We start from the raw sequence: 17,845 nt of genomic DNA, 5'->3' as shown, positions 1-17,845 counted from the left end.
TTCCGCCGGGTGCCGCCGCGCGTCGGACGGTCCGCCGGCGGAGGGGCTGGTTCCGGCGGGCGGGAACGCCCGTCGGCCCGCAGGATCGGGACCATGGACCTGCCCGTGATGCCCCCGGTCTCCCCCATGCTCGCCAAACCGGTGGCGAAGATCCCCGCCGGAATGCAGTACGAGGCCAAGTGGGACGGCTTCCGCGTCCTCGTCTTCCGGGACGGCGACGAGGTCGAACTCGCCAGCCGCACCACCAAGTCGCTCAGCCGCTACTTCCCCGAATTGCTGACGGCGGTCCGCACCGAACTGCCGCCGCGCTGCGTGCTCGACGGCGAGATCGTGATCGCGCACGACGGCCGGCTGCACTTCGAGGAGCTGTTGGAGCGCATCCACCCGGCCGCGTCCCGGGTACGGACGCTGGCCGCCCGCACGCCCGCCTCGCTGATCGCCTTCGACCTGCTGGCGCTGGATTCCGCGTCGCTGCTGGCCGAACCGCAGACGGCCCGCCGCCAGGCCCTGGTCGAGGCGCTGCGTCCGGCCCGGGCGCCGGTGCACACCGCGCCCGCCACCACCGACCGGGAGCTGGCGCAGCGGTGGTTCGGCCAGTTCGAGGGGGCCGGACTGGACGGGGTGATCGCCAAGCCGCTGGACCTGCCGTACCGGCCGGGCGAGCGCGTGCTGTACAAGGTCAAGCACGCCCGCACCGCCGACTGCGTGGTCGCCGGCTACCGCCTGCACAAGAGCGGGCCGGTGGTCGGCTCGCTGCTGCTCGGACTGCACGACGACGCGGGGCACCTCCAGCACGTCGGGGTGTGCGCGTCGTTCCCCATGGCCCGGCGGCGCGCCCTGGTCGAGGAGCTGGCGCCGCTGCGGATGGCCGACGACGAGACCGCCGGCCACCCTTGGGGCGACTGGGCGGACGGGGCTGCGCACGCCTCCCGCCGGATGCCGGGCGGACCGAGCCGCTGGAGCGGGGGCAAGGACCTGTCGTGGGTGGCGCTGCGGCCGGAGCTGGTGTGCGAGGTGGGCTACGACCACATGGAGGGCAGCCGGTTCCGGCACACCGCGCAGTTCCGCCGCTGGCGGCCCGACCGGACGCCGGAGAGCTGCACCTACGCGCAGTTGGAGGAGCCGGTCGGCTACGACCTGGGGGAGCTGCTGGGCGACTGAGCGGCGCGGCCGGTCAGCGCTCCGGCGGCCAGCGGCGGCTCTCCCCCGGGGCGAGGCGGTCCACCACCTCGGCGAGCTCCCAGCACACCTGCTCGATCCCCCGGCGGATGGTGTTCTGCTCGGTGACGATCGCCGACAGCAGCAGTGCGGTGAGCGCCGCGGAGGCGTTGAGGGCCTGGAGGTTGACCATGATCTCCAACAGGCTCAGGCCGTGGAACGGGCCGTACCGGCCGCTCGCCGCGCTGATCGCGAAGACCGAGATCACCAGGACGCAGGGCGCCGCGCCGATCAGTTGGAACCGCAGCGCCGCCCACACGATCACCGGGAAGACCAGGAAGAGCAGGGACATCGGGGACCGGGTCATCACCAGCGACACCAGCACCACGGTCCCCAGCAGTACGGCCGCCTCGGCCCACCGGTACAGGGGCATGTCGCGCGGCGGCCGGAACGTCCGGAAGGCGAGCACCAGCGGGGTGATCACCAGGACGCCCATCGCGTCGCCGGCCCACCAGGAGGCCCACGTGCGCCAGAAGTCCCCGGTGGGCAGCGCCCCGGTGAGCACCTGGGTGCCGCTGCCCAGCGTGGCGCTGAGCAGCATCGCGGCGAAGGCACCGAGGGCCACCAGCGCCACCCCGTCCCGCAGCCGGTCCAGTTCGACGCGGAAGCCCACCCGGCGCAGCATCAGACACGCGCACACGGGGGCGGCGGTGTTGCCCGCCACGACGCCGATGCCCGCGAGGTCCAGGCTGGTGAGCGTGGAGATGACCAGGAGGGTGCCGACGGCGATGCCCGGCCACATCCGCAGGCCCAACAGGAGCAGGAAGCTCAACGCGATGCCCGTGGGCGGCCACAGGGGGGTGACCACGGCACCCGCGACCACCACCTGCTCCAGCAGGCCGACCTTCGCGGCCCCGTAGTAGACGGCGGCGAGCGCGAGGTTCCCCAGGGCTGCCGGAGCAAGCCGACGAAGTTCCCCGGTGCGCACCACACCTGCCATCAGACAACGCCGGTGGCCGGGCACCGGACGCGACACGCGCGCGCGGTCCGCGCTTCACCCGGCCCCGTGCCGCGCCGCGTCGTGGCGCAGCACGATCACCGCGGCGTCGTCGGTGTGGCCGGTGAGCTCGGCGACGCACATCACCGCGGCGGCGACCTCGGCGGGATCGGCCCCCGCCTTGCCCCGGACCAGCCGGGCCACCTGCGCCAGCCCGGCCTCGATGGGGAACTTCGGCCCCTCGATCACCCCGTCGGTGAACAGCACGAACGCACCCGCCGCGGTGAGCCGCCGGCGGGTGACCGGGTAGCGCTGCCCGGGCAGCACTCCCAGCGGGATGCCGCCGGGGTCCTCGACCAGGCCCCAGCGCCGGTCGGTGGTCGCCCAGACGCCGGGGACGTGCCCGGCCCGGGCGCTGCTCAGCTCCCAGGTCGCCGGATCGAAGCGGACGAAGGTGCAGGTCGCGAAGAGTTCGCAGTCGATGGACAGGAGCAGGTCGTTGGCGCGGCTGAGCACCTCGCCGGGGTCGGCGGCGTAGGCGGCGACGGCCCGCAGGCCGATCCGGATCTGTCCCATGAACGCGGCGGCCTCGACGTCGTGGCCCTGCACGTCACCGACGGAGAAGGCCAACGATCCGTCCGGCAGCGCGAACCCGTCGTACCAGTCGCCCCCGACGGCGAGGCCGTGCCGGGCGGGGGCGTAGGTGGCGGCGGTGCGCAGACCGGGCAGCTCCGGGAGGGCGCCCGGCAGCATCTCGCGCTGCAGGACCTCGGCCAGCTCCACCCTGGCCCGTTGGAACTCGGCGCCTTCCCGCGCCTGGGCGGTCAGCCGCCCCAGCGTACTGAGCAGATCGTCGGCGCTCGCCGACCGCGGGGGACGACGCCGAAGCATGGCCCCATCATATTTCGGGGGTGCGGCATCCGCTTGGCGGCCGCGGGCGGCCCGTGGAGCTCAGGCGGCGGTCTGTCGGGCGGCGGTCAGCTGGCCGACGCCGGACCGCACCGCCCAGAAGAAGACCGCCAGCGCGACGGCGGCGACGGTCAGCGAGTCGTACGGGGCGGGCAGGTGCCCGGAGCCCTTGAAGGTGCCCAGCCAGGACAGTGCGGTGAGGGCGAGGAGGTAGACCACCAGCCACGCGCCGGTGCGGAGTTCGGCCGCGAGCGGGCGCCGGGGCCCTGCGCCGTCGTCGACCGTGGCGCGGGCGCCGGGCCGCCGCATCCCCACGAAGAGCAGCAGGCCGGCCAGGACCATCGGCAGCGCCAGGCGGAGGTGCTGCCAGCCCGACCAGTAGACGAACTCGCTGGCCACCACGAAGCTCAGCGGGGCGATCCAGCGCAGTCCCGGCACCCAGCCGGCGGTGCCGCCGCCGGCCTCGGTGCGGAAGACCGCCACGGCGACCGCGGAGGCCGCGTAGATCAGCAGGTACATGTCGCCCATGACGCTGACGATGTCCTGCCAGCCGCCGAACGGCAGCAGGAACAGCACGATCACGACGAGGTTGATCACCAGCGCCCGGCGCGGCATGCCGGAGCCCTCGTCGACCTTCATGAAGTAGCGGGGGATGGTGCCGTTCTTGGCCAGCGCGTAGGTGTGCCGGGCGTCGATCGCCACCCCGACGTAGGCCGAGCCGCCGGGCGAGAGCACCGCGTCGGCGTAGAGCAGCGTGGAGAGCCAGTGCAGGTTGAGGATCAGGGCCAGTTGGCCGAAGGGCGAGTCGAAGGAGACGCCCTGCCAACCGCCGCCGAGGAGGTGCTCGGGGACGGTGAACAGGTAGGCGACCTGGAGCGCCAGGTACATCAGCAGGGCGAGACCGATGCCCGCCAGGACGGCCCACGGCAGGGTGCGGCGCGGGTTGCGGGTCTCGCCGGAGAAGTCCAACGGCGCCTGGAAGCCGTTGACGGAGTAGACGATGCCGCCGCCGGCCAGCGCGGTCAGGCAGGCGACGTAGCCGTACGGGGCGAAGCCGCCGTGGTCGGTGAGCCGGCCGGAGTGCCAGCCGGAGGCGACCAGGGCGAGGACGGTGGCGATCGGCACCGCGATCTTGAAGATCGAGACCAGGGTGTTGAGCCGGGCGAACAGCCGGACCGCGAACCAGTTCAGCGCGGTCAGCAGCACGGTCAGCCCGCAGGCCAGCGCCAGTCCGGCGAGGGTGAGGGTGTGGCCGTTGTAGAGGCCGGGGAGGTAGTGCGCGGTGTACTGCATGATGGCGCTGATCTCGGCGGCGGTGCCGCCCACGGAGAGCAGCACCGACCAGCCGACGAGCGTGCCGACCAGCCGTCCGTTGGCGAACAGCGGCCACCGGACGGTGCCGCCGCCCTCGGGTCGGGAGGCGCCCAGTTCGATCATGACCAGGGCGACCAGCCCGCACAGCAGGCCCGCACCGATCCAGGAGAGCAGCGCGGCCGGGCCGGCGGTCTGTGCCGCGTACATCGCGGCGAACAGCCAGCCGGAGCCGACGATGTTGGAGAAGCCGATCCCGGTCAGTCCCCAGAACCCCAGGTCGCGTCGCAACCGGCGCTCCTGCGCCCGCACTTCGGGCCCGGTGCCCTGGGCGGACCCACCCGATACCTGACGTTCCGTCACAAAAAGCTCCTCCACCGACCGTCTGCGCTGGTCAGGACCCTACTCGACATGTTCGCGCCAGCAGGAGGCCGTTTGTTGCAGCAACGTGAAGCGTGCCGGCCCGGAGTCAGCGGAGCCGCTCGGGGGCGACGCCGAAGCTCCTCGTCAGGCCGTCGCGGCCGGCGTCGGTGAGCCGGACGACCCGTCGGTAGCGGCCGTTGCGCAGCCAGTCCAGGGCGAACAGCCGGGCGGTGACCGCGCCGCCCAGCGCGCCGGCGAGGTGGTGGCGGCGCTCGCCCCAGTCGACGCAGTAGCGGACCGCGGAGCGGCGGCGCGGCAGCCCCGCGAGGTCCACGCCGAGGGCGTCCAGTTCGCGGCGGCCGGACGGGGTCAGCAGGTAGGAGACCCGGGAGGGGTCGGTGCGCTCCGCGCGGAGGAGGGCGCCGGCCAGCAGCGCGTCCATCAGGGCGACGCCGAGGCGGCCCGCCAGGTGGTCGTAGCAGAGACGCGCGCGCAGCAGTGCCTTGGCACGCGTGTCGGCGTTCAAGGAGCGCACCGGCAGCGGCCGGGCGATCAGCGCGAGCTGCTCCAGGGCGCGGGCCACGTCGGGCGTGGCGAGCCGGTAGTAGCGGTGCCGGCCGTCGTGTTCGACGGTGAGCAGTCGGGCCTCGCGGAGCCGGGCCAGGTGGGCGCTGATGGTGGAGTTGCTCACCCCGGCCTCGGCGGCCAGGGCGCTGGCGGGCAGCGCACCGCCTCCGGCGAGGGCGAGCAGCACCTTGGCGCGGGAGGGGTCGCCGATCGCCGCGGCGACCGCGGCCACGTCGGTCTCGGTGCGGGTTTCGGGCTCCGTCCGGGCGTCCATGCCACGACCGTACGACGCACACGGTTCGCCGACCAGCGAAACGTCCTCGCGCTCCTGCGCGGCCGCCGCGCGCCCGCCATCGCCCCGCACCACGGTGCCTGCCACGGCGAGGACGTTTCGCCCGGCACCGCAACGACCGGACCCGACACTGACCGCATGTCGACGATCAACGCCTCCGCATCCGCCCCGGCGCGCACCGGCCGCGCCTCGCCGTTGCCCTTGGTGGCGGTGTGCCTGGGGTACTTCCTGGTGATCCTGGACGTCACCGTGGTCACCGTGGCGCTGCCGGACCTGGGGCGCGCGCTGGGCGCCGGGATGACCGGTCTGCAATGGGCGGTGGACGGCTACACCCTGGTCTTCGCGGGGCTGCTGCTCTTCTGCGGCGGGCTGGCCGACCGGCGCGGCGGACGACCGGTGTTCCTCACCGGACTGGTGGTGTTCGCGGCGGCCTCGGCCGGGTGTGCGCTCGCGGCGTCGATCCCGGTTCTGGTCGCCGCCCGGCTCGTGCAGGGCGTCGGCGCGGCGCTGCTGGTGCCGGCGTCGCTGACGCTGCTGCGGGCCGCGTACCCAGAACCGGCCGACCGCGCCCGCGCGTTCGGGCTCTGGGGCGCGGTCGCCGGCCTGGCCGCCGGCGCCGGGCCGGTGCTCGGCGGGGTGCTGGTCGCCTCGTTCGGCTGGCGCGCGGTGTTCCTGGTGAACCTGCCCGCCGCCCTGGTCGCCGTTGTATTGACGCTACGTCAGATACCGCGCTCCCCCACCACCCCGACCCGCCGCGGCCTCGACGTCCCGGCCCAGACCGCCGCGGCGGTGTGCGTGGCCGCGCTGGCCGCCGGCTGCATCGAGGCCGGGGCCCCGGGCCGACCGCGGGCCGTCGTCCTCGGCGTGTTCGTCGTCGCGCTCCTGGGCCTGGCCGCGTTCGTGCTGCTGGAGCGGCGCGCGCCCGCCCCGATGCTGCCGCTCGTCCTCTTCCGCAGCCGGGCCTTCACCGCCTCCGCGGTCGTCGGCGTCCTGCTCAACGCCGGCTTCTACGGGCTACTGTTCCTGGCCCCGCTCTACTTCCAGCAGGTCCACCACTACAGCGCGCTGCGCACCGGCTTCGCGCTGCTGCCGGCCGTCGGCCTGGTGGCGGTCGGCTCCGCATGGGCCGGGCGCCTGACGGCCCGGAGCGGGCCCCGGCCGCCGATGGTCGCGGGCCTGGTGATCGGGGCGGCGGGGCTGGCCGGCTGGCTGTGCGCGGGTCCCGGCACCCCCTACGCGGTGCTGGTCGCCCCGATGGCCGCGGCCGGCTTCGGCACCGCGCTGGCCGTGCCGGCCGCCACGGCGGCGGTGATGGAGTCCGTCCCCGGTGAGCGCGGCGGCGCGGCGGCCGCGGTGTTCAACGCCGCCCGCCAGCTGGGCAGCGTCCTCGGCGTGGCGGTGTTCGGCACGCTGACGACCGGTGGACTGGTGCCGGGGCTGCACGGCGCCGCGGTCGCCGGCGCCACCGGATTCCTGGCCGCGGCCCTCCTCGCGGCGCGCCGGGTGCCCGGCGCGGGCCCGCGGCCGGATCCCGTCGCGTAGCCCGCACCGGACGCACCGACCGGCCTGCCGCGTGCCCGTCCTGCGCGCCGGCGCACCCGCGTCCGCGTCAGGCGGTCACGCGCAGGTCCAGCAGCCCGCCCAGCAGGAGGAGCGCGCCCGGTGGTTGCGCAACTGGAGGTCGGTGAGCCCGCTGTCGGGTGGCTCCTTGAGGTGGCCGTCGGCGAGCGCGCGGGCCTGGGCCAGCCGGCCGTACACGACGACCATCAGCGCGGCCAGTTCCTCGGGCTCGGCACAGCCCCGGACGATGCGCAGCGGCGGTTCGGCGAGGTCCTCGGTCGGGCGAGTCACACGGCCGACGCTAGGAGCGGGTGCCGGCGGCGGCGCGGCGGCCTGCGCCGTTCGGCGGCCGGGCGGCCACCCCAAGCGTGATTTCGGTGGGCCCGGCCGTGTTGTTCCCGGACCGCGCGGGGCCGGCGGCGAGGATCGCGGCTCGGACACGCACACCGGCGGCACAGGCCGCAGTGGGGATGGTTGGGCGATGAGACGTGAGCGGACCGGCGACGACCGGGACCAGGCACAGGACGACGGGCGCCGGGGGTTCCTGAAGTACGCGGCGGGGGTCGCGGGGGTGGCGGCCGGCGCCGGACTGGGCGGCTGCCCGGCGGCGGTGGCCGTGCCGGCGGGCCGGTCGGCGGGCGACGCGGCGGCGGGCGGCCCCGCGCCGGAGCGGGCCTCGGACGGCCGGACGCTGCCCCCGGACCGGGTGCCGTTCCACGGACGCCGCCAGGCCGGCATCCTCACCCCGCAGCAGTTGTTCTCCGGCTTCGCCGCGTTCGACGTGCTGGTCCAGGACCGGGTGGGCCTGACCCGGCTGTTCAAGGCGCTCACCGAGCGGTGCCGGGTGCTGACCGCCGGGGTGAAGCCGAAGGACGAGCGGACGGCCTCGGAACCGCAGACCCCGGACTCGCTGACCGTCACGGTCGGCCTGGGCGCGTCCCTCTTCGACGACCGGTTCGGGCTGGCCGGCCACAAGCCGCGGCACCTGAAGGCGATGCCGGCGTTCCCCAACGACCGGCTGGACCCGGCGCGCTGCCACGGCGACCTCTCGCTCCAGGTCTGCGCCGAGCACCCGGACGCGATCGTGCACGTGCTGCGCGACCTGGGCCGGGCCACGCACGGCATGATCCGGCCGCGGTGGCGGATGGACGCGTTCATGAACCCGTCCCGGCCCTCGGGGTCGCCGCGCAACTTCCTCGGCTTCAAGGACGGCATCGTCAATCCCGACACCGCCTCGCGGGCCGAGATGGACCAGCTGATCTGGGTGACGCCGCCGTGCGGGGAACCGGACTGGGCCGAGGGCGGCAGCTACCAGGTGCTGCGGCTGATCCGGTTCCACTCCGAGTCCTGGGACCACGAGCCGGTGGACCGCCAGGAGAAGGTCTTCGGCCGGCACAAGGCCAGCGGCGCGCCCCTGGGACGCGTCAAGGAGGACGACCCGCCGGACTACCGCGACGACCCCGAGGGCCGGGTCATCCCGCTCGACGCGCACATCCGGCTCGCCAATCCCCGCACCCGGCACACCGACAAGTCCCGTTTCCTGCGCCGGAGTTATAACTACGACCAGGGCTACGACCGGCGCGGCCGGATGGACCTCGGGCTGGTCTTCTGCGGTTACCAGCAGAACGTGCAGCGGCAGTTCGCCACCGTCCAGCACCGGCTGCGGCACGAACCGCTGGCCCGCTTCATCACCCCGGAGGGCGGCGGCTACTTCTTCGCCCTGCCCGGCGTGCGGGACGAGAAGGACTGGTTCGGCTCCCGGCTGATGCGGGACACCCACTAGGCGAGCGGGCCCGAGGCCATCGGCGGGGCGCGCCGGGGCCTCGGGCTCGGCCGTCGGGTCCGGCGCGGCGTGCCGCCGGCCGGACGCCGTCGGGCGGGGGCGTCAGGCCGGGGGCTCCGGCGGGACGAGGGTGGTCAGTCCGTCGAGGAGCCATTCCAGGACCTGCTCGAAGGACTGCTCTTCCGGGGCGAGGCGTTGGGGGTCGGCGGCCCACCTGCTGAAGTGGGGGTGCCGGCCCTCGGCCGCGATGCGCGCGAGATAGGGGGCCGCGGCGGCGTCCAGGTCGCTGTCGGAGCGGAAGCCGACCCGGGCCCGCATGGTCCGCTCCTCCAACAGGGCGAGCCCGGAGCCGAGGACGTGGCCGAGCACCGTCGAGACGAACCTCATGCGGGTCGCCGCGTCGAGTCCGAGCGGTTCGAGCTCGGCCAGCGCCGCGTCGTAGAGGCGGAGGGCGTTGGGCCCCATGGGGGGACGGCTGAAGGCCAGGCGCGCGAACCACGGATGCCGCTGCACCGCGTCCCAACTGGTGCGGCCGAGCCCGCGCAGCGCGTCCCGCCAGCCCTGGCCCTGCTCCACCGTCATCTGGCCGTAGACCTCGTCGGTCATGAGGTCGACCAGGCCGTCCTTGCTGCCGACGTAGCGGTACAGGGCCATCGGGCTGCGCACGCCCAGGCGCGCGGCGAGCGCCCGCATGGTGATCTCGCCGGGCACCTGCTCGTCGGCGAGTTCCAGCGCGGCGGCCACGATGCGCGCGCGGCTGAGCTGCTCGGTGGCGCGCGGGGGTGCGGGCTCGTCGAACCACACCAGCCCACCGGGAGCGGTCCGGCGTTCAGAAGGAGTCATGGTCCGGTCACTCTAACGTGGTGTACGTTGTCCACCATGAGTGGACAACGTACACACGCGACGGAAGCGCTCGTGGTGGGCGGCGGACTGGTGGGGCTCACCTCGGCATTGGTGCTGCGCCATCACGGCGTGGCGGTGACCGTGGTGGAGAAGCGGTCGACCACCTCGCCGCAACCCAAGGCCCGCCGCTTCCACGTGCGCAGCATGGAGGTCTTCCGCGAGCTCGGACTGGCCGGCCTGGTCCACCGGGCGGCCCGGGACCTCGCCGGCCACGACCGCATGGCCGCGGGGCGGACCCTGGTCGAGGCGGAACTGCTGCCGCCGTGGCGCCCTTCCGGTACGGGCGGCGCCATCGTCGACGTCAGCCCGGAGGAGACCTGCCTGATAGCCCAGGACGCGTTGGAGCCGGTGTTGCGCGACGCCGCGGTCGCGGCCGGGGCCACGGTGCGCTTCGGCACCGAACTCGTCGCCTTCGCGCAGGACGCGGACGAGGTGGTCGCCGAACTCCTCGACCGCGGCAGCGGGGAGCGGTCCCGGCTGCGGGCCCGCCACGTGGTCGCCGCCGACGGCGCCCGCAGCCCCGTGCGCGAGGCGCTCGGCATCGGCCGCTCGGGCCACGGCCCCCTCGGCGACCCGAACGTGAACGTCTACTTCCACGCGGACCTCGGCGCGGTCGTCGACGGCCGGGAGTTCAACCTCTGCCAGATCGAGCACCCCGACGCCCCCGGCGCGCTGGCCTCGGTCGACGGCCGCCGCCGCTGGGTGTTCATGGGGCCCGGCGACTCCACCGACCGGGACTGGCCCGCCGTGCTGCGCACCGCCCTCGGCGTCGCGGCCCCGGACCTCGACGTCCGCAGCGTCCTGCCGTGGCGGGCCGAAATGCTCGTCGCCGACCGCTACTCCCGCGGTCGGGTCCATCTGGCCGGCGACTCCGCGCACGTCATGCCGCCGTTCGCCGCCAGCGGCGCCAACACCGGCATCGCCGACGCCCACAACCTGGGCTGGAAGCTCGCCGCGGTCCTGCGCGGCCGGGCGGCCCCGGCACTCCTGGACAGTTACGACGCGGAGCGACGGCCGGCCGGCTGGTTCGCGGCCGACCAGTCCAGCCGCCGCACCCAGGGCCTGCGCCCGCTGGCGACCGCCCCCGACCCCACACTCGCCCATCCGTTCGTGCTGGCCGCGGGCGGTTTCCAGTACGCCGAGGGGGCCCTCGTCCACGGTCCGGAGGGGCTCGACGACCCGGAACCGGTCACCGCGTTCGAGCCGGCCGGCCGGGTCGGGACCCGCATCCCGCACCGCTGGCTCGACCGGGACCGCACCCGGTCGACGATCGACCTCGCCGGGCCCGGCTGGGCCCTGCTGACCGGGACGGGGACGCCGATCGCCGCGCCGGGGCCGAGCGGCCTCGCGGTGCACCGCCACGACGTGGACTTCCTGCCCGCCGGGGAGTTGCTGCTGATCCGGCCGGATCACGTCGTCGCGTGGCGGGGCACCGACGCCGCCGCGGCCACCGCCGCGTTCCTCGGGCTGCTGAGCGGTCGGCACGCCGCGCCGGAGCCCGCCGGGGCGTAGCGCGGGGCGATGCCCGGGACGACTGTGCAGGTCAGCGCGGTGCGTGGCGATCGGGCCGACCAGCACGCGGTACCGGCCTCGACGACCGAGACGGCAGGGCCCGTGCGGTGCCACAGTGGAGGTTGTGGACGTCACAGAAAGGTGGCCACCATGCTGCTACTGGGACTGCTTCTCCTTGCTGCGACCGGGGCGTTCATCGGCGTGCTGATCGCCGACAACCTCTCCGGCGGACCGGATTACACCGTGGCGGTGTTCGGCAACCGGATCACCACCATGAACAGCCTCGCGATCTTCCTGGCCGGGATCGCGCTCACCTTGATCCTGGGCCTCGCGCTGGCCATGATCACGGCCGGTATGGCGCGGGCGCACCGGCGGCGCGCGGTCGTCCGCGACGCCCGGGCGGCCACCGCGGCGCGCGGCACGGCCGACGAAGTGCCCGAGGCGTCGGGCGGCACCACGACCAAACCGCCCAAGCACCACCACTTCCGATTCGGCCACTGAGTGACCGGGGCCCGGCCGTCGCCGGCATGGGTTCCGCGCCGGCGACGGCCCCCGGTCAGCAACTCAGCTTGTCCCCCGGCGTGGTGCCGAGGATCTGCACGAAGTTCTTGTAGTTGTCGATCCGGTTCTGTACCTGGGCGGGGTTTCCGCCGTTGCACTCCAGGGAGCCGTTGATGCTGCGGATGGTCTCCCCGAAGCCGGCGCCGCTGACCATGGCCTGGTGCGGGGTCATGGTGCCCGGGCCCTTCTGGGTGTTCCAGTACCACAGCGCGGTCTTCCAGGCGACGGCCGGATCCTGCTCCACCAGGTAGGGGTTGTTCAGCAGGTCGATCCCCAACGCGTCGCCCGCGGCCTTGTAGTTGAAGTTCCAGCTGAGCTGCATCGGCCCGCGTCCATAGTAGGCGGCCTGACCGGCCGGGCAGCCGTAGGGCTGGGTGGCGTCGCAGTAGTGCGGGTAGTTGCCGGTGTTCTGCTCCACCACGTAGACCAGACCGCCGGTCTCGTGGCCGACGTTGGCCAGGAAGGCCGCGGCCTCCTGGCGCTTGACCGTGTCGCTCCCGGTGTTCGCGAACTCCGGGTACGCGCTCAGTGCGGCGGTCAGACCGGCGTAGGTGTAGAAGGGATTCCGGTTCGGGAACATCTGGTTGAACTGGGCCTCGCTGACGACGAATCCCTCCGCCCGCGTGGCGGCGCCGGCCGGGGCCGTGCAGGACGGGCAGTCCGCCGTGGCCGCCGCGGGCGAAGCCGGTACGACGAGGGCGAGGCCCACGGCCATGGTGGTGGCGCTCAACAGGGCGGCGAGGCGAGTTCTCATGGCGGTGACTCCTTCGTGCGGCGCCGGGCTCCGGCGGAGGGTCCGGGGGCCGCGGTGGGGGGAAGTTCCGTACGAGAGGTGCGTGTTGACGTGCCGTCGGCAGCCGCCGGCCGTAGCGACTGACGGGGTCGGCGGTCTAGACCAGGTCACCCTACGAGCGGACATGTGAGCATGTCCATACCAATCCGGGGATCAGTCGGTGCCGTCTGGGCAACTACCGTTACGTCACGTGCAGTTGTCGGGTGCCGGCCGTCCCGCGAAGCGGTCGGCGAGCCAGTCGGCGGCCGGCGCCGCGCCCACGATCGCGCCGAGCACGTGCTCGCCGAGCGGGATCGAGGTCCACCGGACGCGGGCGCCCCTGGCGCACCACTCGGCGCGCAGCCGGGCGCCGACGGCGTACGGGATCAGCTCGTCGGCGGTTCCGTGGTACAGGTACACGGGCGCGTCCGGCGTCCGGGTACCGAGCGTGGACTCCCGCAGCCGCGCCTGCCAGTCCGGTCGCTCCAGCGGGTTGGTGACGGTGACGTCGGAGACCTTCCGGAAGAGTTCGGCGGCGACGTCGATCGCCACGCAGTGGTCGCGCAGGAAGGCGACGGCGCGCCGGCCCCGGTCGTTGAGGTACGTGTCCAGGTGCAGTTCGGGGAAGGCCGCGTTCTGGCCGATGGCGGCCATCAGGATCAGGCCGGCGCCGATGCCCCCGTCGTTGGCGGCCGCCACCTCGCGCAGGTCGGCCGGGACGCCGCCGGTCGCGGTGCCCTTGACGCGGAGTTCGGGCGCGTAGCTCCGATGGAGTTCGGCGGCCCAGCTACTGGCCTGCCCGCCCTGGGAGTAGCCCATGATGCCGACCGGGGAGTCCGCGGTGACGCCGGCGGCGGCCGCCTCGGGCAGCCGCTCGGCGGCCCGGGCGGCGTCCAGCACGGCCTGCCCCTCGGCGCGCCCGACGGTGTAGGTGTGCTCGCCGGGGGTGCCCAGCCCCTCGTAGTCGGTGACGGCGACCGCCCAGCCACGGGCGGTGAGTTGCTGGATGAGGTTGGCCTCCATGGTGGTGCCGGTGGGGAATCCGGCCGAGGGGGCGCAGGAGTCGGCGAGGCCGACCGTGCCGACCGCGTAGGTCACCAGTGGGCGGGGCCCGGTGCGGCCGTCGTCGGGCACGATGACGGTGCCGGAGACGGTGTTGGGTGTGCCCTTGGCGCTGGTCGAGCGGTACGTGAGGTGCCAGGATCGGGTCCGGGTCGGCTGGCCGGGCAGCGGGTGGAACGCGGTGGGGGTGGACGTCACGACGTCGCCGGGCCGGTCGGCCGCGGCCCGCGGCGGGTCCGCGACGGCGGAACCTGCGGTGCCGAGCGACAGGGCCAGCGCGGCGGCGGTGCCCAGTGCGGTGGCGCGGAGGTGCATGCGGCTCTCCCAACTGACCTGTGTGCCGGGGTGGTCGGGCCGACCGTAGTGACCTGCGGGTGCCGGGGCGCTGGCCGGAACGCTCAGCTTTGCTGGCCGCGGGGGGCGGTCGGCGGTTCGCCGCCGGGTGGACCGGCGCCGGCCAGCCGGTAGGCACCGGGGGTGGTGCCGGTCCAGCGGCGGAAGGCGCGGTGGAAGGCGGGGTCCTCGGAGAAGCCGATCCGGGCGGCGACCGCGGCGATCGGCTCCCGCCCGGCGGCCAGCGCGGTGAGCGCGGCGTCCCGGCGCACCGCGTCCTTGAGCCGCTGGTACGAGGTGCCCTCGGCGCGCAGCCGGCGCCGCAGCGTCGCCGGGCTGACCGCGAGCCGGGCCGCGACCTCACCGGCCTGCGGCAGCCGGGCCGGCGCCGGGGACCGCAGCGCCTGGGCGAGGGTGCGGCGCACCTGTTCGGCGACGGTGGTGCCGTAGTCACGGCGGGCCAACAGGTCGGCCGGGGCGCGGCGCAGCAGCGCGGCCAGCGCCGCCCGGTCCCGGACGACCGGTGCGGTGAGCCAGTGGGCGTCCCAACCGGCCGCGGTGTGCGGGGCGCCGAAGCGGACCGGGCAGCCGAACAGATCGGGGTACTCGTCGGCGTGGGCCGGCGCCGGATGGGCGAACCCGACCCAGTGCAGCGGGATGCGGCGGCCGATCAACCAGCCGGCGAGCCGGTGCCAGATGAGCAGCAGGCAGGCGGCGAGGAAGGCGGCCTCGTCGTGCCGGTGCAGCGCGCTGCGGACGGTGAAGACGGCGAGCCCGTCGTCCGGGCCGGCCCGCACGGCCAGGTCGGGGCCGCCGGGGAAGAGCCCGTAGAAGCGGGTGGCCCGGTCCAGGGCGGAACCGAGGTCCGGGCAGTCCAGACAGGTCTGGCACATCATGGCGAAGGTGCCGCGTCGACTGCGGACCGGGCCGAGGCCCAGGAACTCGTCGTCGGTGGCCCGGTGCAGGGCCCGGATCAGGCGGGTGAACTGGTCCGCGGTGACCCGGGCCCCGTCGTCGGCGAGCAGCAGCGGCGGGATCCCGGCGGCCTGGAGCAGCGGCGCGGTGTCGATGCCGAGCCGCCGCGCCCCGCCCAGCGCCGCCCGCACGTGGTGCACCGCGATCGATGACCGACTCATGTCCGCACACCGTAGCGGCGGTGCGCGCGGAGGTCAGCGGGCGGGCCGGCCCCGGTCCGTCGACCGCCGCCCGGGCCCGGCAGGTCCGGCTCGGGAGATCCGGCTCAGCAGATCCGCGGCAGTTGCTCGCCCAGCGGCAGGTCGACCACCCGCGTGCCGCCGAGCGGCGTGCGGGCCACCACCATGCCGGGGTGGGCGGCGACCGCCTCACCGATCACCGCGGCCCCGGCGCCCAGCGGGTGGGCGCGCATCGCGTCCAGCACCGCGTCGGCGTGCTCGCGGGGGACGAACGCGACCAACTTGCCCTCGTTGGCGACGTACATCGGGTCCAGGCCGAGGATCGCGCAGGCGTTGGCGACGGCCGGTGGGACGGGCACGGCGCGCTCGTCGATGACCACGCCGGTGGCGGAGGCGGTGGCGATCTCGTTGAGCGCGGCGGCCAGACCACCGCGGGTGGGGTCGCGCAGCACGTGCAGGTCGGGGGTGACGGCGAGCATGGTCTGGACGAGTCCGCCGAGCGCCGCGCAGTCGCTCTCGATCTCGACGCCGAACTCCAGGCCCTCGCGGACGCTCATGATGGCCACGCCGTGCAGGCCGATGGGCCCGCTGACGATCACCACGTCCCCGGGCACCACCCGTTGCGGACGCAGGTCCACGCCGGCCGGGACCACCCCGATGCCGGCGGTGTTGAGGTAGATCCCGTCACCGCGGCCGGCCTCGACGACCTTGGTGTCCCCGGTGGCCACCTCCACGCCGGCGGCCCGCGCCGCGGCGCCCATCGCGTCCGCGACGCCGGCGACCACCGGCATCTCCACGCCCTCCTCCAGGATGAAGCCGCAGGAGAGGTAGGCGGCCCGGGCGCCGCTCATGGCGAGGTCGTTGACGGTGCCGTTGACCGCGAGGTCACCGATGCTGCCGCCGGGGAAGAACAACGGCCGTACGACGTAGGAGTCGGTGGAGAACGCCAGCCGCTGCCCGCCGAGCGCGAACACCGCGGAGTCGCCGAGCTGGGCGAGGAGTTCACCGCCGAACGCCGGCGCGAAGATCTGCTGGACGAGCTCGGCGGAGAGCGCCCCGCCCCCGCCGTGCCCCATGACGACGCGCGGCGTCTCGCGCAGCGGCGTCGGGCAGGTCCAGCCGGTGATGTCGACGGTGGGCAGGTCCCGCGGGCCGGGCGCAGCGGTGCGGGCCTGGGGGGTGGTGTCAGACAACGGGGGTCGCCTCCAAGGGGGTCGGCGTGCTGCCGAGCCGGCGGTACAGGAAGTAGGCGGCGCAGGCGCCCTCGCTGGAGACCATGGTGGCCCCGAGCGGGTTGCGCGGGGTGCAGGTGGTGCCGAACGCCTCGCACTCGTGGGGTTTGATCAGCCCTTGCAGGACCTCGCCGCTGTGGCATGCCGCGGGCTCGCGGGTGGCGATGCCCTCGACCGAGAAGCGGTGTTCGGCGTCGTAGTCGCGGTAGCGCTCGGAGAGCCGCCAGCCGCTGGCGGGGATGGTGCCGATGCCGCGCCAGGACCGGTCGGTGACCTCGAAGACGTCGGCGAGCATGGCCCGGGCGGCCGGGTTGCCGTCGGCGCGGACGGCCCGCGGATAGGCGTTGTCGACGGTGTGCTCGCCCCGCTCCAGTTGCCGGACGGTGCGGCGGATGCCCTCCAGGATGTCCAGCGGTTCGAAGCCGGTGACGACGATCGGCACCCGGAAGCGGTCGGCCAGCGCCGGGTACTCGTCCATGCCCATCACGCTGCACACGTGTCCGGCGGCCAGGAACGCCTGGACCCGGCAGCTGGGCGAGGTCATGATCGCCTCGATCGCGGGCGGCACCCGGACGTGCGAGACCAGCATGCTGAAGTTGCGGATGCCCAGTTTGCGGGCCTGATAGACCGTCATGGCGTTGGGCGGAGCGGTGGTTTCGAAGCCGATGCCGAAGAACACCACCTCGCGCTCGGGGTTCTGCTGGGCGATCTTCAGGGCGTCGAGCGGCGAGTAGACCACGCGGACGTCGCCGCCCTCGCTGCGCACCCGGAACAGGTCACGGTCGGTGCCCGGCACCCGGAGCATGTCGCCGAACGAGCAGAAGATCACGTCGGGGCGGGCGGCGATCTCCAGCGCCTTGTCGATGACGGCCAACGGCGTGACACACACCGGGCACCCCGGACCGTGGATCAACTCGACCTCTTCGGGCAGGAGTTGATCGATGCCGTGTCGGATGATGGTGTGCGTCTGGCCGCCGCAGACCTCCATCAGCGCCCACGGGCGGGTCACCGTGGCCCGGATGTCGTCCAGCAGTCGCCGGGCCAGCTCCGGGTTCTGGAACTCGTCGAGGTACTTCACTGCCGCGCCTCCTGCGCCTGTGGTCCGTCCTGGCCGGCGGCCGCTTCCCACGGATCGCCGAACTCCTCCTGGAGCAGGCCGAGTTCCTCGAACAGGGCCAGGGTCCGCCGGGCCGACTCCTCGTCGAGCCGCTGGAGCGCGAAGCCCACGTGGACGATCGCGTACTCGCCGACCGCGAGGTCCGGCACGTATTCCAGGCACACCTCCTTGACCACCCCGCCGAAGTCGACGGTGGCCATCCGGGTGCCGCCCCGTTCCTCGATCTCCATCACCTTGCCGGGCACCGCCAGGCACATGG

The 17,845-nt window shown here is 74.4% G+C and carries 17 protein-coding genes; 5 read left to right on the top strand and 12 right to left on the bottom strand.

Annotated elements, in window-relative coordinates; genetic code table 11:
- Positions 1-93: 93 nt before the first annotated feature.
- On the top strand, positions 94-1,161 hold the full coding sequence (locus ACLJT4_RS35330; RefSeq protein WP_411128771.1) for an ATP-dependent DNA ligase: 1,068 nt from the start codon (positions 94-96) through the stop codon (positions 1,159-1,161).
- A gap of 13 nt (positions 1,162-1,174) precedes the next feature.
- Here the strand turns inward: ACLJT4_RS35330 and ACLJT4_RS35325 are convergent, their stop codons facing one another.
- The 4 genes from ACLJT4_RS35325 to ACLJT4_RS35310 form a co-directional block, all read right to left on the bottom strand.
- On the bottom strand, positions 1,175-2,149 hold the full coding sequence (locus ACLJT4_RS35325; RefSeq protein ID WP_411128880.1) for an MASE1 domain-containing protein: 975 nt from the start codon (positions 2,147-2,149) through the stop codon (positions 1,175-1,177).
- A 63-nt stretch (positions 2,150-2,212) separates the two neighbouring features.
- Complete coding sequence (locus ACLJT4_RS35320) at positions 2,213-3,046, bottom strand: PP2C family protein-serine/threonine phosphatase (RefSeq protein WP_411128769.1); 834 nt, start codon at positions 3,044-3,046, stop codon at positions 2,213-2,215.
- 60 nt (positions 3,047-3,106) lie between these two features.
- Complete coding sequence (locus ACLJT4_RS35315) at positions 3,107-4,666, bottom strand: APC family permease (RefSeq protein WP_233661094.1); 1,560 nt, start codon at positions 4,664-4,666, stop codon at positions 3,107-3,109.
- A gap of 178 nt (positions 4,667-4,844) precedes the next feature.
- A complete protein-coding gene (locus ACLJT4_RS35310; protein ID WP_411128767.1) occupies positions 4,845-5,579 on the bottom strand; it encodes an ArsR/SmtB family transcription factor in 735 nt (244 codons plus the stop codon).
- A 156-nt stretch (positions 5,580-5,735) separates the two neighbouring features.
- On the opposite strand from ACLJT4_RS35310, the gene ACLJT4_RS35305 reads away from it, so the two are divergent.
- On the top strand, positions 5,736-7,139 hold the full coding sequence (locus ACLJT4_RS35305) for an MFS transporter (RefSeq protein ID WP_411128765.1): 1,404 nt from the start codon (positions 5,736-5,738) through the stop codon (positions 7,137-7,139).
- Positions 7,140-7,214: 75 nt separating this feature from the next.
- Here the strand turns inward: ACLJT4_RS35305 and ACLJT4_RS35300 are convergent, their stop codons facing one another.
- Entirely contained in the window at positions 7,215-7,448 is a 234-nt protein-coding gene (locus ACLJT4_RS35300) for an acyl-CoA carboxylase subunit epsilon (RefSeq protein WP_411128763.1), read from the bottom strand.
- Positions 7,449-7,638: 190 nt separating this feature from the next.
- Here ACLJT4_RS35300 and ACLJT4_RS35295 point away from each other — a divergent pair, with 190 nt between their 5' ends.
- Positions 7,639-8,940 (top strand): Dyp-type peroxidase, encoded by a 1,302-nt coding sequence (locus tag ACLJT4_RS35295; protein WP_411128761.1) that lies wholly within the window; start codon positions 7,639-7,641, stop codon positions 8,938-8,940.
- A gap of 102 nt (positions 8,941-9,042) precedes the next feature.
- On the opposite strand, the gene ACLJT4_RS35290 is transcribed toward ACLJT4_RS35295, so the two are convergent.
- A complete protein-coding gene (locus tag ACLJT4_RS35290; protein WP_411128759.1) occupies positions 9,043-9,783 on the bottom strand; it encodes a TetR/AcrR family transcriptional regulator in 741 nt (246 codons plus the stop codon).
- 36 nt (positions 9,784-9,819) lie between these two features.
- Here ACLJT4_RS35290 and ACLJT4_RS35285 point away from each other — a divergent pair, with 36 nt between their 5' ends.
- Positions 9,820-11,355, top strand: coding sequence for an FAD-dependent monooxygenase (locus ACLJT4_RS35285; RefSeq protein ID WP_411128757.1), 1,536 nt, complete (start codon positions 9,820-9,822; stop codon positions 11,353-11,355).
- 150 nt (positions 11,356-11,505) lie between these two features.
- Complete coding sequence (locus tag ACLJT4_RS35280) at positions 11,506-11,856, top strand: hypothetical protein (protein WP_411128878.1); 351 nt, start codon at positions 11,506-11,508, stop codon at positions 11,854-11,856.
- Positions 11,857-11,911: 55 nt separating this feature from the next.
- On the opposite strand, the gene ACLJT4_RS35275 is transcribed toward ACLJT4_RS35280, so the two are convergent.
- The 6 genes from ACLJT4_RS35275 to ACLJT4_RS35250 all read right to left on the bottom strand — a co-directional run bounded on the left by ACLJT4_RS35275 (position 11,912) and on the right by ACLJT4_RS35250 (position 17,843).
- On the bottom strand, positions 11,912-12,670 hold the full coding sequence (locus tag ACLJT4_RS35275) for a chitinase (RefSeq protein WP_411128755.1): 759 nt from the start codon (positions 12,668-12,670) through the stop codon (positions 11,912-11,914).
- 225 nt (positions 12,671-12,895) lie between these two features.
- Positions 12,896-14,065 (bottom strand): lipase family protein, encoded by a 1,170-nt coding sequence (locus ACLJT4_RS35270; RefSeq protein WP_411128753.1) that lies wholly within the window; start codon positions 14,063-14,065, stop codon positions 12,896-12,898.
- Positions 14,066-14,148: 83 nt separating this feature from the next.
- Complete coding sequence (locus ACLJT4_RS35265) at positions 14,149-15,219, bottom strand: AraC family transcriptional regulator (RefSeq protein WP_411128751.1); 1,071 nt, start codon at positions 15,217-15,219, stop codon at positions 14,149-14,151.
- Positions 15,220-15,323: 104 nt separating this feature from the next.
- Complete coding sequence (hypE, locus tag ACLJT4_RS35260; RefSeq protein ID WP_411128749.1) at positions 15,324-16,430, bottom strand: hydrogenase expression/formation protein HypE; 1,107 nt, start codon at positions 16,428-16,430, stop codon at positions 15,324-15,326.
- Entirely contained in the window at positions 16,423-17,547 is a 1,125-nt protein-coding gene (hypD, locus tag ACLJT4_RS35255) for a hydrogenase formation protein HypD (RefSeq protein ID WP_411128747.1), read from the bottom strand. The genes hypE and hypD overlap by 8 nt, the downstream gene beginning before the upstream one ends.
- Complete coding sequence (locus ACLJT4_RS35250) at positions 17,544-17,843, bottom strand: HypC/HybG/HupF family hydrogenase formation chaperone (RefSeq protein ID WP_411128745.1); 300 nt, start codon at positions 17,841-17,843, stop codon at positions 17,544-17,546. The genes hypD and ACLJT4_RS35250 overlap by 4 nt, the downstream gene beginning before the upstream one ends.
- Positions 17,844-17,845: the final 2 nt, after the last annotated feature.

Origin of the sequence: Streptomyces sp. x-19 (genome assembly GCF_046549115.1) — a bacterium.
GTDB lineage: Bacteria > Actinomycetota > Actinomycetes > Streptomycetales > Streptomycetaceae > Streptomyces > Streptomyces albulus_C.
Note: the sequence above shows the minus strand (reverse complement) of the source record. Positions and strands in the feature narration are given on the sequence as shown.

Excerpts from the sequence above, each read along its gene's own strand:
- ACLJT4_RS35330 (WP_411128771.1), top strand. The coding sequence starts at position 94 with ATGGACCTGCCCGTGATGCCCCCGGTCTCCCCCATGCTCGCCAAACCG.
- ACLJT4_RS35320 (WP_411128769.1), bottom strand. The coding sequence starts at position 3,046 with ATGCTTCGGCGTCGTCCCCCGCGGTCGGCGAGCGCCGACGATCTGCTC.
- ACLJT4_RS35310 (WP_411128767.1), bottom strand. The coding sequence starts at position 5,579 with ATGGACGCCCGGACGGAGCCCGAAACCCGCACCGAGACCGACGTGGCC.
- ACLJT4_RS35305 (WP_411128765.1), top strand. The coding sequence starts at position 5,736 with ATGTCGACGATCAACGCCTCCGCATCCGCCCCGGCGCGCACCGGCCGC.
- ACLJT4_RS35295 (WP_411128761.1), top strand. The coding sequence starts at position 7,639 with ATGAGACGTGAGCGGACCGGCGACGACCGGGACCAGGCACAGGACGAC.
- ACLJT4_RS35290 (WP_411128759.1), bottom strand. The coding sequence starts at position 9,783 with ATGACTCCTTCTGAACGCCGGACCGCTCCCGGTGGGCTGGTGTGGTTC.
- ACLJT4_RS35285 (WP_411128757.1), top strand. The coding sequence starts at position 9,820 with ATGAGTGGACAACGTACACACGCGACGGAAGCGCTCGTGGTGGGCGGC.
- ACLJT4_RS35280 (WP_411128878.1), top strand. The coding sequence starts at position 11,506 with ATGCTGCTACTGGGACTGCTTCTCCTTGCTGCGACCGGGGCGTTCATC.
- ACLJT4_RS35275 (WP_411128755.1), bottom strand. The coding sequence starts at position 12,670 with ATGAGAACTCGCCTCGCCGCCCTGTTGAGCGCCACCACCATGGCCGTG.
- ACLJT4_RS35270 (WP_411128753.1), bottom strand. The coding sequence starts at position 14,065 with ATGCACCTCCGCGCCACCGCACTGGGCACCGCCGCCGCGCTGGCCCTG.
- ACLJT4_RS35265 (WP_411128751.1), bottom strand. The coding sequence starts at position 15,219 with ATGAGTCGGTCATCGATCGCGGTGCACCACGTGCGGGCGGCGCTGGGC.
- ACLJT4_RS35250 (WP_411128745.1), bottom strand. The coding sequence starts at position 17,843 with ATGTGCCTGGCGGTGCCCGGCAAGGTGATGGAGATCGAGGAACGGGGC.